The organism is Ruegeria sp. AJ12 (assembly GCF_056536245.1).
In genome coordinates this window covers 2,249,534-2,263,539 of the sequence record NZ_JBQFJJ010000001.1, presented here as the reverse complement: position 1 = coordinate 2,263,539, position 14,006 = coordinate 2,249,534, and the positions used below count along the sequence as shown (strand labels likewise).

General features: G+C 59.4%; 16 protein-coding genes and 1 tRNA gene. 12 read left to right on the top strand and 5 right to left on the bottom strand.

All coding sequences use genetic code 11. From position 1 onward, the window contains the following. Window positions 1-6 precede the first annotated feature (6 nt). The 4 genes from ACR3E0_RS11490 (at window position 7) to ACR3E0_RS11475 (ending at window position 1,623) form a co-directional block, all read left to right on the top strand. Window positions 7-96, top strand: a tRNA-Ser gene (locus tag ACR3E0_RS11490). Between the two features lie 252 nt (window positions 97-348). Then, window positions 349-783: a MarR family winged helix-turn-helix transcriptional regulator gene (locus ACR3E0_RS11485; RefSeq protein ID WP_480478910.1), complete on the top strand. Its 435-nt coding sequence runs from the start codon at window positions 349-351 to the stop codon at window positions 781-783. Further along, window positions 783-1,190, top strand: coding sequence for a DUF2000 family protein (locus ACR3E0_RS11480; RefSeq protein ID WP_480478909.1), 408 nt, complete (start codon window positions 783-785; stop codon window positions 1,188-1,190). The genes ACR3E0_RS11485 and ACR3E0_RS11480 overlap by 1 nt, the downstream gene beginning before the upstream one ends. Further along, window positions 1,183-1,623 carry a MaoC/PaaZ C-terminal domain-containing protein gene (locus ACR3E0_RS11475; protein ID WP_480478908.1) on the top strand — a complete coding sequence of 147 codons (441 nt, stop codon included), beginning with the start codon at window positions 1,183-1,185 and terminating at the stop codon, window positions 1,621-1,623. Before ACR3E0_RS11480 ends, ACR3E0_RS11475 begins: the two co-directional genes overlap by 8 nt. On the opposite strand, the gene ACR3E0_RS11470 is transcribed toward ACR3E0_RS11475, so the two are convergent. Then, window positions 1,620-1,943 (bottom strand): DUF2834 domain-containing protein, encoded by a 324-nt coding sequence (locus tag ACR3E0_RS11470; protein ID WP_480478907.1) that lies wholly within the window; start codon window positions 1,941-1,943, stop codon window positions 1,620-1,622. The genes ACR3E0_RS11475 and ACR3E0_RS11470 overlap by 4 nt on opposite strands. A gap of 432 nt (window positions 1,944-2,375) precedes the next feature. Beyond that, a complete protein-coding gene (locus ACR3E0_RS11465) occupies window positions 2,376-2,987 on the bottom strand; it encodes a TetR/AcrR family transcriptional regulator (RefSeq protein ID WP_480478906.1) in 612 nt (203 codons plus the stop codon). A 261-nt stretch (window positions 2,988-3,248) separates the two neighbouring features. Here ACR3E0_RS11465 and ACR3E0_RS11460 point away from each other — a divergent pair, with 261 nt between their 5' ends. Genes ACR3E0_RS11460 through ACR3E0_RS11450 form a run of 3 tightly spaced genes read left to right on the top strand, consistent with a single transcriptional unit; the run spans window position 3,249 to window position 5,534 of the window. Further along, window positions 3,249-3,701, top strand: a complete 453-nt coding sequence (locus tag ACR3E0_RS11460; protein WP_480478905.1) for a hypothetical protein — start codon at window positions 3,249-3,251, stop codon at window positions 3,699-3,701. Further along, a complete protein-coding gene (locus ACR3E0_RS11455) occupies window positions 3,692-4,267 on the top strand; it encodes a hypothetical protein (RefSeq protein WP_480478904.1) in 576 nt (191 codons plus the stop codon). Before ACR3E0_RS11460 ends, ACR3E0_RS11455 begins: the two co-directional genes overlap by 10 nt. Continuing rightward, complete coding sequence (locus tag ACR3E0_RS11450; RefSeq protein ID WP_480478903.1) at window positions 4,260-5,534, top strand: NAD(P)/FAD-dependent oxidoreductase; 1,275 nt, start codon at window positions 4,260-4,262, stop codon at window positions 5,532-5,534. Before ACR3E0_RS11455 ends, ACR3E0_RS11450 begins: the two co-directional genes overlap by 8 nt. A gap of 369 nt (window positions 5,535-5,903) precedes the next feature. Here ACR3E0_RS11450 and mepK read toward each other — a convergent pair whose 3' ends face one another. Then, entirely contained in the window at window positions 5,904-6,473 is a 570-nt protein-coding gene (mepK, locus tag ACR3E0_RS11445; protein WP_480478902.1) for a peptidoglycan L,D-endopeptidase MepK, read from the bottom strand. A 355-nt stretch (window positions 6,474-6,828) separates the two neighbouring features. Here mepK and ACR3E0_RS11440 point away from each other — a divergent pair, with 355 nt between their 5' ends. The 4 genes from ACR3E0_RS11440 to ACR3E0_RS11425 are packed head-to-tail and all read left to right on the top strand — an operon-like array spanning window position 6,829 to window position 11,074. Next, window positions 6,829-8,439: a L,D-transpeptidase family protein gene (locus ACR3E0_RS11440; protein WP_480478901.1), complete on the top strand. Its 1,611-nt coding sequence runs from the start codon at window positions 6,829-6,831 to the stop codon at window positions 8,437-8,439. Between the two features lie 35 nt (window positions 8,440-8,474). Then, window positions 8,475-9,566, top strand: coding sequence for a UDP-3-O-(3-hydroxymyristoyl)glucosamine N-acyltransferase (lpxD, locus tag ACR3E0_RS11435; protein ID WP_480478899.1), 1,092 nt, complete (start codon window positions 8,475-8,477; stop codon window positions 9,564-9,566). Window positions 9,567-9,598: 32 nt separating this feature from the next. Continuing rightward, a complete protein-coding gene (locus ACR3E0_RS11430) occupies window positions 9,599-9,856 on the top strand; it encodes an acyl carrier protein (RefSeq protein WP_480478897.1) in 258 nt (85 codons plus the stop codon). A gap of 9 nt (window positions 9,857-9,865) precedes the next feature. Then, window positions 9,866-11,074: a beta-ketoacyl-[acyl-carrier-protein] synthase family protein gene (locus ACR3E0_RS11425; RefSeq protein ID WP_480478896.1), complete on the top strand. Its 1,209-nt coding sequence runs from the start codon at window positions 9,866-9,868 to the stop codon at window positions 11,072-11,074. 59 nt (window positions 11,075-11,133) lie between these two features. On the opposite strand, the gene ACR3E0_RS11420 is transcribed toward ACR3E0_RS11425, so the two are convergent. Beyond that, window positions 11,134-11,712, bottom strand: coding sequence for an invasion associated locus B family protein (locus ACR3E0_RS11420; protein WP_480478895.1), 579 nt, complete (start codon window positions 11,710-11,712; stop codon window positions 11,134-11,136). Between the two features lie 448 nt (window positions 11,713-12,160). Between ACR3E0_RS11420 and ACR3E0_RS11415 the strand changes: the two genes are divergently transcribed. Then, a complete protein-coding gene (locus ACR3E0_RS11415; RefSeq protein ID WP_480478894.1) occupies window positions 12,161-13,708 on the top strand; it encodes a helicase HerA-like domain-containing protein in 1,548 nt (515 codons plus the stop codon). Window positions 13,709-13,725: 17 nt separating this feature from the next. Here ACR3E0_RS11415 and ACR3E0_RS11410 read toward each other — a convergent pair whose 3' ends face one another. Continuing rightward, window positions 13,726-13,977 carry a hypothetical protein gene (locus tag ACR3E0_RS11410; RefSeq protein ID WP_480478892.1) on the bottom strand — a complete coding sequence of 84 codons (252 nt, stop codon included), beginning with the start codon at window positions 13,975-13,977 and terminating at the stop codon, window positions 13,726-13,728. Between the last annotated feature and the right edge of the window lie 29 nt (window positions 13,978-14,006).

Here is a 14,006-nt window from a genome sequence, read left to right as displayed (position 1 = left end):
CGGCACGGAGAGGTGGCCGAGTGGTCGAAGGCGCACGCCTGGAAAGTGTGTAGGCGGGAAACCGTCTCCAGGGTTCGAATCCCTGTCTCTCCGCCACTTTGCAACATAAGTGCGAACGTTATTCGCCGTTGCCACGCCATTCGAAGCGGCTGGCGCCCCGACCATCTCGTCATGCCCCATGTGCGGACTTCGCTGCCAGCAACCTGGACTGGCTGTGCCATGCCGTGCGCCGCATCGGCGAAAGTCCCCGCAACGTGGTGCTGCTGGCGCGGTCGCTGATCAGCTGGGTCGGTTCTGGCTTCATTATCTCATGTTTACAAATAACTCGTATACAAGTAACTTGTGGGAATGGATACGATACGGACATGTATAAGCTTTCTGGCCAGCAGTGCCGGCAAGACAATCGCGAGGCTGTCGCGAGAGCGTTTGGTGGAGTTTGGCGTCACACCAATCCAGTTCGCCGTCTTGCAGATGGCGTTTGAAACCAAGGACGCCACCGCCAGTGAGATCGGCGCGGGTCTGTCCATTGACAGCGCGACCATCGTCGGTGTGATCGACCGCCTTGAAAAGCTGGATCTGTTGCGGCGCACGCCCGTTCCGGGCGACCGGCGCGCCTACCGCCTGGTCCTGACCGATCTTGGCCGGGTGCGCCTGCCGGAGATGCAGGCGGCGATGGATGCCTTCAACACCGAGGTCGATGCAAGGCTGGCCGCGACAGCCGAAGATGTGCGCCAAAGCCTGTCAGACCTCTCCAAGCTGACACTCGATCACAGGACGCTCTGATGTTTGAGACGAAAATCGCCATTATCCTGCGCGACGATATGGAGATGTGGCAGAAGCTGAATGTCACGGCCTTTCTGATGAGCGGCATCGCCGCGACCCATCCCGACATCATCGGTGCACCCTATCGTGACCAGGGCGGCCGGACCCATTGTGCATTGTCGGTTCAGCCGGTCATCGTGTTGTCCGGTGCGGCGAATGTGCTGAAAAATGTCCGCAATCGGGCCAATGAGCGGGGCGTCGAAACGGCCGTCTACATTGAAGAGATGTTCGCGACCGGCCATGACACGGCCAACCGCGCGGTGTTCGCCGAACACGGCGCGGATGAAGATAACACGGTTGGTGTCGCGCTGAGAGCGGACAGGAAGATCGTCGACAAGATCACCAAGGGCGCGAAGATGCATGGCTGATAAGGTGCGTCAGACGGGCGCGCTTGCGCCGGGCACGTCGCGCGTGACGGGCAGGGCGCATATCAGCGAAGCCGACATCACTGCCTTTGCACGCCAATATGACCCACAGCCCATGCATCTCGATGCGACCGCTGCGCAGGCATCGGTCTTTGGCGGTCTGGCCGCAAGCGGCTGGCATGTGCTGTCGCTGACCATGCGCCTTGTGGTCGAGGCCCAGCCCTTTGGGGACACGCCGCTTATCGGTGTCGAGATCAGCAACATACGTTTCCTGAAGCCAACCCGCCCGGATACGGAGATCGCCGCGCGTATCACGCTTGACGAGACACGAAACCGCAGCGCAGGCGGGCAATATGGCCTTGCCACTGTGGAGACCATGGATGCCGCCTCTGGCGACATCCTCGTCAGGCAGCAATGGCGGATGCTGCTGCCCTAAGCCGACTGTGTCGCCCGTCGCGCATTGACGCGCAGGTAGAGATAGAGCGGGAGCGCCAGCGAGAGGCCAACGAAACACCCCGCCGGCAGCATAACCCACCAAGGCCGCGTACCGGTCTCGCGCGCGTCAAGGAACGACCAGACCCAGAAGACGCCGATGGAGAGCATCACATCGATTGAGAAACCGGCTGCAGGACCATTCGCGAACAGCGATCGGACAAACAACGGGATGTCAAAGCCTTGACCGATGAAGAACGCTCCGAAGAACGTCCATGGTAGGACCGTCCCAATCGCGCACATCGCCAGATAAAAGGTCCTCATTGATCTTTCCTTCCCGCGTACTGCCTTTGAGCCAATCCTCACGTCGGGTATACTGATCGCATGGAACCAATGCCACTGTTTGCCGGAGCCGGCCCAGGTTGACGGGTCTCATTATGGGCACCTGAAAGCAGCGCATTGTGAGTTCTGGAACGTGGCCGAAGTGATCCCACTTAGGCAGAACAAGATGAACTGAAAGGCATACAGGTGCCGTCGAACTCATTGGCAGTTTCAACCCCGCCATCGCCAACAGTCGTTCCGCGGTCTTGGCCGTCACCCGCCGCAGTACATCTGCGCAATATCCTGAAACACAGGCGAGCGCGGTGCACTGGGTGATCATGTCATCGTAGCAACGGGGGCGAATAACCTTCGCACTTATGTTGCTAAGCAACACGGGTCCGGGAAGCTGCCAAATCTATGGGATTCGTATGGCGCTTATGACGCAGCCGCCTTGATCTTCAGCCGCTCAACGAGAGAGGTGATCGCGTCAATAAGCTGTTGCCTCAGTTCAAGGTCTTCGGGAAAGTCTGCGATCTCGAACGCGGCCTGATCAAGAGCGCCAATAAAAAGAACAGCGGTGGCGCGCGGCGACGTCGTCGCGATGACGCCGGCCTCCTTCAAAGAGACAATCTCTTTCGTGAAGAAGGCGAAGACAGTTTCGCGATCATGGGCCCGTACATTCTCAAGGCCGATAACCCGTGGACCGTCCAGAAGCACCATGCGGCGCAGGCCCTCGTCGTCGGTCGAAGCAAGATAAGCGCGCCAAATCCGATCAAAGCGATCTTCGAGAGAGTGGGCTTGTGCAGCGGCGGTTTCGATCTGCGCAAGGAATTCCAACTGAAACGGGTTGTAGACGGCGATGAAGAGGTCTCGCTTGGTCTTGAAATGGTGAAAGATCGTGCCCTGCGAAACCTTGGCTTTGGCGGCGATCATCTGCGTCGTGACCGCGTCGAAGCCATGTTCGATGAACAAGGTGCGCGCCGCGCGCAGCAATGCCTCATGCGTGGCGTCAAACAGATCCTGGTTACGTCCCTTGGGTTTAGCCATGAGGAATCTTATTGACTCTCGCTCAATAAATCAACACTGTCTCTATGGACAGCTGGTGAGGCAGCCAGAGTATTTCTCGAAGTCGTGACAATCACGGAACGGTGCTGGCCAACTGCGCCCGCGAGGATGACGAGAACAGCACCCGTCACGGCGCCCAAAGAGATCTCCCTGGGCTTGGCTGACCGATGCCACCAGCCCATCGGCATGGCGTCGCGATGCCGCCCGTCTGAACGAGGAAGCAATCTGAGGAAGGAGGACAACATGCACAAAAGACTAGTCGCTATATACGGAACCGGTCGCACGGCGGGGTGCCTTGTCAGGGAGCTTCAGTACAGCCCGCACGTGATAGCGGCTGCGTTCGATCACGTTCCCGCACGGGTCGGCCAAGACCTGGGAACCCTGACGAGCGGTGATCCGATCGGGGTGACCGTGAGGGACGATTTCGAATCCGCTGTCAGTTCCGGGGCGTTCGATCTGGTTGCCTATGTCGGCATGGCGGATGAGCGCCATATTGAGGTGATGGACGCCTGTATCGAGGCGGGCGTCGACATCGTTGACCCCTGTTTCTTTACCCATGCGCATCTCGCGCTTCAGGAGGGGCTCAAGGAGGATATTCAGCAGCGTCTTGCCGGGCGCGCGGCCGCGGCCGGGCACGCATCGTCAGCGCGGGGGCGTTCCCGGGTCTGTGGTTCGATGTTCTGCCCTTGCTTTTAAGCACCGGGATCGCGGCACCCGTCTCGGTGCGGGGTCGGCAGTTGATGGATATCTCCGGCTGGGGCCGTGGTGTCCTGCGTGACGAGCTGGGAGTCGGCACCACGCGGACGGGCGCACCCGGCGGTGATCGGCCGCTTGCGGAGTGCGCGTGCATGCTCGCCCAAGCGCTCGGCCTGACAGGCTACGCTCTTGAATCGCGCAGCAAATACCTGCTGGCAGAAGAGGCCATAATGGTAGGCGACATCGGGGTGCGCCCCGGCCAGATCGAAGGCGCTCGGATGGAGGTCGCCGTCATCGCTGACGGAGAAGAGCGTGTAAGGTTGGATTGGTTGGTGATGGCGAACATCGTGTCGCGCCAGTTGGCATCCAGTGAGGCCAAGCCGCTGGAGCTGCGCCTAACCGGCGGTGACGAAAGCGAGATGGAGGTGCTGATCACCCCGCCGCCCGATCCCTATCCGGCGACCGCCGCGCGGATGGTTCAAGCTATAACGACACTTGGGGCCCTCGCGCCCGGGCTGCATGCGCCAACCGCGCTGCCGGTTACCCTTGGTGATGCCAGTGACTGACCAGCGAGAAAACATCTCTCTGTGGGATAAATCGTCGGCCGAAAGCCCGTATGAGAGCGAAATGCAGGGTGATCGTACCTGCGACCTTGTGATTATTGGCGGTGGCTACACGGGCCTGTCAACGGCATTGCATGCCGCTGAAAAGGGACTGGACTGTCACCTGCTGGAAGCGCAGCAAATCGGCTATGGCGGGTCTGGCAGAAATGGCGGTCAGGTCACCCCAGAATCTCCGCTGCCGTTGAAACAACTGCAGGGTCGGCTTGGCAATGCCAAGGGGGCCGCCCTGTCCAGGCAAATGGCGGATATGCCCGACTATGTGTTCAACCTGATCGAAAAGCACCAGATCCGCTGTGAACCGCACAGAAATGGTCTGTTGACCACAACCAGCTCGTCCACTGCCTTTGCGGAAATCAAACGTAGATTTGGCGATTGGGACAGGCTTGGGGCACCCGTTGAATTGCTGACGAAAGAGCAGACAGCGCAGATGATCGGTGGAGGCACGTATCGTGGCGCGCTGCTCGACCGCCGGGGTGGTACCATCAATCCTATGGGGTTTGCCCGCGGGCTTGCCCGTGTTGCCGTCAGCGCCGGAGCAACGATCTCGACCGGCGTGACCGCCCATAAGCTGCACCGTCACGGCGATGTCTGGAAGGTGGAAACCGGCAGGGGCGTTTTGACCGCAAAACATGTTGTCATCGGCACCAACGCCTACACCGACGATCTGTTGCCGGGGTTGAAGCAGACCTTCAGCACGGTCGACTATTTCCAGGTCGCAACCGTTCCGCTGGGCCCTGATGCCGATGTGGTTCTGCCGGGACGGCAGGCCCTTGTGGTTGTGGGGTTCCTTCTGTTTTCAGTACGCCGGGATGATCACGACAGGCTTATCATAGGGTCGGTTGGTCCGGCCATTGGCGGCCTGTCGGGGGTGTCAAGCCGCTGGGCGCAGCGCACGATCCAACGTCTGTTTCCACAACTTGGAAAGGTCCGGATGGAGGAAATCTGGTCCGGGCAACTCGCGCTCACGCCCGACCATATTTATCGCATCCATCGGCCGGCATCGGGGCTTTATGTGCCCACGGGCTACAATGGCCTGGGCATCACGGCCGGCGTTATGTTCGGCCGCGCCATGGCAGAGCTTTTGACCGGGGCCGATGAAGAGATGCTACCGGTGCCGGTCACCGAAATGAAGCCGGTATTCGCACGCGGGGTGCGGCGCGGTGCCATGCAAGCCGCCTTGGCGGCCAACCAGCTATTCAAGAGCCTTTGAAGACCGATCCAGGGGCGGATCCGATGGTCGCGACCGCCATTATCATGGGTGCGTCAACCCTATCAAACCGGCGGGGCGTCACGGATTCCGCCTTTATGGTCTGAACAGAGGAGAACAACAGGCGAAGCAGTTTTTCTGCTGAGTCTGCTCCCTGCATCGTTCGTACGGCACTGACTTGGCGTTATCTGCATCCCGGCGCAGGTGGGTTTGATCTGCAATTGGAGTGCGTCGTCAGCGGCAGCCTGAAGCGCGGGATTGTGTGTGGGCTGTGTTATATTCGAACGTTTAAGAGACCGATCGCAAATCACATACGGTCCCGAGTACTTTCAGGACCTGGAGGCAAGGGCAGTTCAGGGTGAAGGGCAGGCCTCAGCCGCGCCATGAGCGGATGACGCCGCAATCCATGTGCACAAAGTTTGAGCGGTAATACTGACCGACGCCGCCAGCGCGGCACGCCATGGCCGCTTTGGCCACCTGTGACACTGACCTGGAAGACAGACGCAGATCAGCCGCCTGACCTTGCATGTGCAGAGAGTTTCTGGCGACGCGACGGGATCTCGATCGCAGCATCGCGTTTGTCTGGGGGGACCGGTAACCGGACAGCAGCATGTAGGGCTCGCTCACGTCCAGCATGTTGTGTGCCGCCGCCATGATGTCGACCGCCCGCAGATCCATGGATTTGACCTGATCCGTCCGCCAGTCGCGCATGAAATGGTTAACTTCTTTGACGGCATCCTTGATGTACTTGCCATCGACCCAGTAGATCATATCGATCCGCTCGCCGGTCCGACCGGAATACATGCGAATACGGCGGATGTCGCCGCCGCCGCGAAGGAATCCTGCTGCTTTGGAATAGGTCGGTGCCGCTGTCACCGCTGTTGCTGCAAATGCCCCCAATAGGGCACGCCGGGTCAACCCCGAAGTACTGCTCTTGGTCATTTCGTGTTTCGTCCCGTACTGTATCCTGCCTGCACACGATGTTACGTGCACTGTCTTAATTATTTCCCATCCCAGATGGCGAATTTATGGCACAAACGGATTCGGCGGCCAAGAAGTCTTTCGTATTCATGTTTTCAAGGGGGAATTTTCGGCAGTTTTTTGCGCAACTGATGCAGCAATGCATGTTTTTCGGAAATTGCGGTTTTTGTGTCACCGCGTCGATGCAATCGCGCATCAGCCTTCGATTTTAGGGAACAGGTAAGGAATTTGTGAATAGACAAGGGCATAGCGCTAATTCCATATTTGTTCAACGCAACCCCATCTGCGCAAGTCATTGATTAACCAAGGTCATCCCATGCTCTCTGTTTTTCGGACCAGTACCAGTATCCTGTTTGCCGCCTGTTTCGCGGCAACAAGCGCAATTGCGAACACCACGTCCGACGCGTCCCCCAGCACAGCCTTTCAGATGGCCGTCGCGGAAACCATTCCGGCCTCGTCCGAAATTGCCGAATTCTACCGAACAAACGGATTTTCGCCGATCTGGGTGGGGTCCACGCCAGAGCATAAGCAACGACGCGCCGCTCTGATCGCGGCCATATCCAACACCCATCGGCACGGTTTGCCGGCGACCCGCTATGATGTTCAGGCGCTTGTCGATCAGATGCAGCAGGCGCGGTCCGTGCGGGATATGGGCGTGGTTGAGGCAGAGTTGAGCCGTGTGTTCGTGCAATACGCCGACGATCTGTATTCCGGCACATTGCGTCCGGCCAGCATTGACAAAGGTCTGGTAAGAGCTGTCGAGCGCCGCAGTGATGCCGCGCATTTGCAGGCGCTTGTGACCGGTGAGGGGGCGACATATCTCGATCAGATCGCGCCCCAGACCCGGCAGTACCGCGCGCTGATGAAGCAGAAACTGGCGCTGGAAGCACTGGTCGCGCAAGGCGGCTGGGGGTCGACCGTCCCCGTGGCGAAGCTGGAATATGGCGATGCCGGGTCCAATGTCATCAAACTACGCAACCGGCTGGTTTCGATGGGTTACCTCAGACCAACGGCCAGCCCCGAGTTTGATGAAACCTTGCTGGCAGCCGTGCAGGCGTTTCAGACAGATCACGGGCTGGAACCCGACGGCGTGGCCGGGCAAGGAACCATTGCAGAGCTCAATCGGCCTGCCTCAGATCGGTTGAAAGCTGTCTATGTCGCGCTCGAGCGCGAGCGCTGGTTGCCGCGGGACCGGGGTGAACGTCATGTCCTGGTCAACCAGGCCGATTTCTCGGCCAAGATCGTCGATGACGGTCTGGTGACGTTCGAGACCCGCGCCGTGATCGGGAAAAACACACATGATCGTCGCAGCCCGGAATTCTCGGATGAGATGGAGCATATGGTGATCAATCCCAGCTGGTATGTGCCACGCTCGATCATCACCAAGGAATATCTGCCCCAGCTGCAGGCCAACCCCAACGCGGTCGGGCACATCCAGATCACGGATCGCACCGGCCGACAGGTCAATCGCGGGGCCGTGGATTTTACCCAGTTCACCGCGCGCAACTTCCCATTTGCGATGCGCCAACCGCCCAGCAGCCGCAATGCGCTGGGTCTGGTAAAGTTCATGTTCCCAAACAAGTACAACATCTATCTGCATGATACACCGCAGAAAAACCTGTTCGCGCGCGAAGTCCGGGCATTCTCGCACGGGTGTATTCGGCTGGCGGATCCGTTTGACTTTGCTTATGCGCTGCTGGCCAAGCAGGAAGAGGACCCCAAGGCGTTCTTCCATCGTGTTCTGAAAACCGGCAAGGAAACCAAGGTCAATCTTGATCAGCCGGTTCCGGTGCACCTGATTTACCGGACAGCCTATATCGGACCCAAGGGTGATGTGCAGTACCGCCGTGACGTCTATGACCGGGACCGCAAGATTTGGGAGGCCCTGCAAAAGGCGGGGGTGGTCCTGCCCGACGTTCAGGGGTAATCACGGGGGCAAATCCTGCCAAAAGGAAGCCCGCCATGCAGTATACATTACAGCAGATCGCCGACGCTCTGGGCGCTGAGTGCCAGGGCGAGGCCGATCTGACAATCGTGCGTGCGGCCGAGCCCGCCGATGCCGGGCCAACGGATCTGGCGATGGCGATGTCTCCGAAATACGCCGAAGCGCTTTCAGCGGGTGACGCGCGGGCTGCGGTTTTGTGGGACGGCGCGGATTGGCAGGCTCTGGGGCTGCGCGCTGCCATTTTTGTTCAGCGTCCGCGCATGGCCATGGCCGGGATCACTGCGATGCTGGATCGCGGGCAGGGGGTCGAGCCGGGCATCCATCCTTCTGCCATCGTTGATCCGACCGCTGAGATCGGGGCGGACGTATCCATCGGGCCGTTGGCCGTTGTCGGGGCGCGGGTCCGCATCAGCGCCGGTTCGACAATCGGGGCACATTGTGTGATCGGCATGGACGCAGTTCTGGGAGGAAACGCCGTCCTGCGGGAGATGGTGAGTATCGGCGCACGTGCCCAGATCGGCGCGCGCTTTATCGCGCAGCCGGGGGCGCGCATCGGTGGCGATGGTTTCAGCTATGTCACCCCCGAGGTCTCGGGGGCGGAAAACGCCCGCAAGACTTTGGGTGACCAGGGCGAGGCCAAGGCGCAAAGCTGGTTGCGTATTCACTCTCTGGGTGCCGTTGAAATCGGCGATGATGTCGAGGTCGGCTCGAATTGCACGGTCGACAACGGCACGATCCGCAACACCTGTATCGGCAACGGGTCCAAACTGGATAACCTTGTGCATGTGGGGCACAACACCCGCGTCGGACAGGATTGTCTGCTGTGCGGTCAAACCGGCGTGTCCGGGTCCGTCGAGATTGGCAACAACGTGGTGCTGGGTGGCCAGACCGGCGTGGTGGACAATATCTTTATCGGCGACGGCGTGATTTCAGGTGGCGGCACCAAGATTCTGTCCAACGTACCTGCCGGCCGTGTCATCATGGGCTATCCCGGTATCAAAATGGACAGCCACACGGATATCTACAAGGCACAACGCCGTCTGCCGCGTCTGGCGCGTGACGTCGAGGCGTTGAAAAAGGCTGTTTTCAAACAGCCTCCGAGTGATTAAATCATCCGCAAACCGACAATCAGGGGATCGATATGAGCATCAGCGACCGCGTCATCGCAATCATTGCAGAGCAGGCCGTGCTGGAGCCATCAGATGTGACACCGGACAGCACACTGGAGGATCTGGGCATCGACAGCCTGGGTCTGGTCGAGAGCATCTTTGCCATCGAAGAAGAGTTCGACATCACAGTCCCCTTCAACGCAAACGAACCGCAGGCCAATGATTTCGACATTTCCAATGTGGCCGCGATCATCGCCGGTATCGAAAAGCTTGTGTCGGAAAAGGTCTGACCCGCGCTCATGAAACGTGTTGTCATTACCGGGGCCGGCACCATCAACTCGCTGGGCCATTCGGTTCCCGATACGCTCGAGGCCATGCGTGAGGGTCGTTGCGGCATTTCCGAGTTGGAGTTTCGCGATGTCGACCGTCTGACAATCAAGATCGGCGGCCAGGTGCGGGGGTTCGAGGCGGAAGGCAGGTTCAACCGCCAGCAGATGACGCTTTATGACCGGTTTACCCAATTCACGCTAACAGCCGCTAAGGAAGCGATCGAACAATCCGGGATCGAGTTTCACGGCGATATGGCCGCGCGGTCGGGTGTTGTCCTGGGCACGGCGGGCGGTGGTGTGTCCACTTGGGACGACAATTACCGTTCGGTCTACGAGGACGGCAAAAACAGGGTGCATCCCTTTGTTGTGCCAAAGCTGATGAACAATGCCGCCGCCAGCCATGTGTCGATGGAACACAATCTCAAAGGCCCCAGCTTTACGGTCTCGACTGCTTGTGCTTCATCAAACCACGCCATGGCGCTGGCTTTTCAGATGGTGCGCAGCGGCGCTGCGCCGGCCATGATCACGGGTGGGGCAGAATCCATGCTGTGCTTTGGCGGCGTCAAGGCCTGGGAAGGCTTGCGGGTCATGTCCAAGGATGCCTGCCGCCCGTTCAGCGCCAACCGCAATGGTATGGTGCAGGGCGAAGGGGCCGGGATCTTTGTGTTCGAAGAATACGAACGTGCCCGGGCTCGCGGTGCCGAGATTCTGTGCGAGGTTGTCGGATTCGCCATGTCATCGGATGCCGCGGACATCGTCATGCCCAGCAAGCAGGGGGCCGCCCGCGCCATGTCAGGGGCTTTGGCCGATGCCAGGCTGAATGCCAGCGACGTGTGCTATATCAACGCGCACGGCACCGGCACGGCCGCCAATGACAAAACGGAATGTGCAGCGGTTGCGGATGTCTTTGGGCCACATGCCGATGACCTTATGATCTCCTCGACCAAGTCCATGCATGGCCACTTGATCGGTGGGACCGGTGCTGTTGAGCTGCTGGCCTGCCTCATGGCGCTGCGGGACGGGGTCATAGCGCCGACCATCGGGTATGAAGAACCCGATCCCGAATGCGCATTGGACGTGGTTCCCAACGAAGCGCGCGAGGCCAAGGTCGATGTCGCGCTCAGCAACGCCTTTGCGTTTGGCGGCTTGAATGCCGTTTTGGCATTGAAAAAGGTATAAGGGGACAGGGTGTTGGCCACCGCGCCGTCGCGGCGGCCAATCGCACCGGTAAGTAGGTCTTAGTTCACGTTAACGGAGAGCGCGTCAAATCCTGCGGTGAACCCCGACAAAGACATTTCCATTTCCAGAACCTGGTCGGGAAAGCGGGCCGGAACCAGCGAAAACACCGCCTTTGATCCACCCTTCATGGCGTCGATATCGCCCTGGCTCAAACCCAGCTGAGCCACGCATCCGACGGGAACGCAGTGGTGGTAATTGTACAGTTTGCGCGGCGCGCCATCGATGGACAGGGCCAGTTGTGCCTGCAACAGCGTCTCCAGTGGAACGATCACATTTGCCCATGCGACTGCAGCGCCACCTGCTGGCAGTTTGCCGATCGACACTTCGGCAATCGGATCCCCCTGTTCTCCGTTCAGGATCTGAACAATCGCGCAGGGGTCTTCGCCGTCTTCGGCCTTGATGCAGGATACTTCCCAGTCGCCGGACGTGTCTTTGACAAACTGTTCTCCGACACGGGGGCCAGTCTCACCAAGGTCGAGCCCGGTGTCTGCCTCGGGTGTCTGAGTTTCCTGGGCGCTGACAGCGCCGCACATCAGCACGGCAGCCAGCGTGTTTAACGAGAGGAGTTTCTTGATCATGAATGCCTCGGTCTGGTGATTGATCTTTTTGCTTCGTCTACCACCCTTCGCGCCCGCTGTCAGGCACTAAGCGGTATGCGGTTTCGAAAGTGAACGGATTGTTGCCGCCAAGGCTGATTTCAAGCGGTTTGAGACAAGAAAAAGGGAGCTGGTGGAGCAGCTCCCTTTCCCAAATTTTTCTCCCCGTCGGACCGGCCGACTTATTTGTGCGCAAACGTTACGAGAGGGGGGCGCAGCGGTCAACTGCTAACCTGAATTATTAATGTACTCATCAGTTCGTTTTCACACATGAAAACCGGAAAAAAGCCGTGCCCGAAGGCACGGCCAGTCGACAGGGAGGAAGTCAGCTCCGTCACAGCCGGAACCGCGCCGAAGCGAATAGACTATCGCAATCAAAGGTTAACTTTGTATGCTTGCAGCGGATCGGTGAAAAAGAGGCAGGTCATAGATGAGTAACGGTGTTTTCCTGGGCGGTGGTGGCGAAGGTTACGGTCAGCCCCAGTCTTTGAGCTTGAAATACGCAAACCGCCACGGGCTCATCGCCGGTGCCACGGGCACGGGTAAAACCGTCACGCTGCAAATCCTGGCAGAAGGATTTTCCAAGGCCGGTGTTCCGGTGTTCCTGTCGGATGTCAAAGGGGATCTGTCCGGGCTGGCGCTGGCAGGCAGCGAAACACACAAATTACACGACGCCTTTCTGGACAGGGCAAACCGCATCGGATTTTCCGATTTCGCCTACGCGGCCGCGCCGGTCACGTTCTGGGATCTGTTCGGCGAGCAGGGGCATCCGGTGCGCACCACCGTGACCGAAATGGGCCCCTTGCTTCTGTCGCGTTTGATGGAGCTGAGCGAAGCGCAGGAGGGTATTCTGAACATTGCCTTCCGCGTGGCCGATGAAGAGGGGATGCCGCTGCTGGATCTCAAGGATCTTCAGGCCCTACTGGTCTGGATCGGTGAGAACCGGACGCAATTGTCGCTGCGATATGGCAACGTGTCCACGGCGTCGATCGGCGCTATTCAGCGGCGGTTGTTGGTTCTGGAAAACCAGGGTGGTACCAAGCTGTTCGGAGAGCCGGCGCTGGATCTGGGCGATCTGATGCGAACCGACGCGGCCGGGCAGGGTATGATCAACATCCTCGCGTCGGACAGGCTGATGGGCTCGCCGCGCCTCTACGCGACGTTCCTGTTGTGGTTGCTCAGCGAGCTGTTCGAGGAACTGCCGGAGGTTGGCGATCCGGAAAAACCCAAGCTTGTGTTCTTTTTTGACGAGGCCCATCTTCTGTTCGAGGACGCGCCCAAGGTGCTGGTTGACAAGGTCGAGCAGGTTGCCCGCCTGATCCGGTCAAAAGGTGTCGGGGTTTACTTCATCACCCAGAACCCGGCGGATATTCCCGAGGACATCCTGGGCCAACTGGGCAATCGCGTTCAGCATGCCCTGCGCGCCTTCACCGCCCGGGACCGCAAGAACCTGCGTCTGGCGGCGGAAACCTATCGCGAAAACCCCGCCTTCGACACCGAGGTTGCAATCCGGGAGGTCGGTGTTGGCGAGGCCGTTACCTCGATGCTGCAGAAAAAGGGTGTGCCCGGTATCGTCGAACGGACGTTGATCAGACCACCGGGGTCTCAGCTGGGGCCAATCACCGATACAGAGCGGCAGGCGGTTCTGAACGCGTCGCCAATGGCCGCAAAATACAACACACTGACAGATCGGAAATCAGCTTTCGAGATCCTGCAGGCCCGTGCAGAGGCCGCCGCCAAAGAGGCCGAAGCCGCCGAGGCGGAAGACGTGCTGGAACAGCAAACACCGATGGAGCGCGAATATGCCTCTGCCCGCAGGTACTCCGGCGGTCGGGTTGGGCGATCATCGGCACGTGCCGTGCGGAAAAAGGACACGTTTGCCACCGCGATGAGCGCTGCCGTCATCAAGGAACTGAAAGGCACCACGGGGCGCCGGATCGTGCGCGGTATTCTCGGTGGACTGTTCCGCGCGCGCTAGACAAGCACCCCATCCGGTTACTTGAGACGGCGTCGGCCTTCTTCCTGACAATACCGGTCGGCCTGCGGCACTGACATCTTGGTGGCCGGGAAATCGATGGCGCGGTCCCAGCTGACGCGATCCTGTCGGTAGAGCTGGCAGGTGACGACGCCTTGAGGCGTCTGAACCTTCACGGGTGTGGTTTCCAGTTCTTCCGGTGTCGGAATACAAGCTGACAACGCGGCAAAAGCTGGCAGCAAGACGATTGCTTTGGCGAGTGGTGTTTTCATAGTTTCTACAAGTACTCTTACTGGTGAGT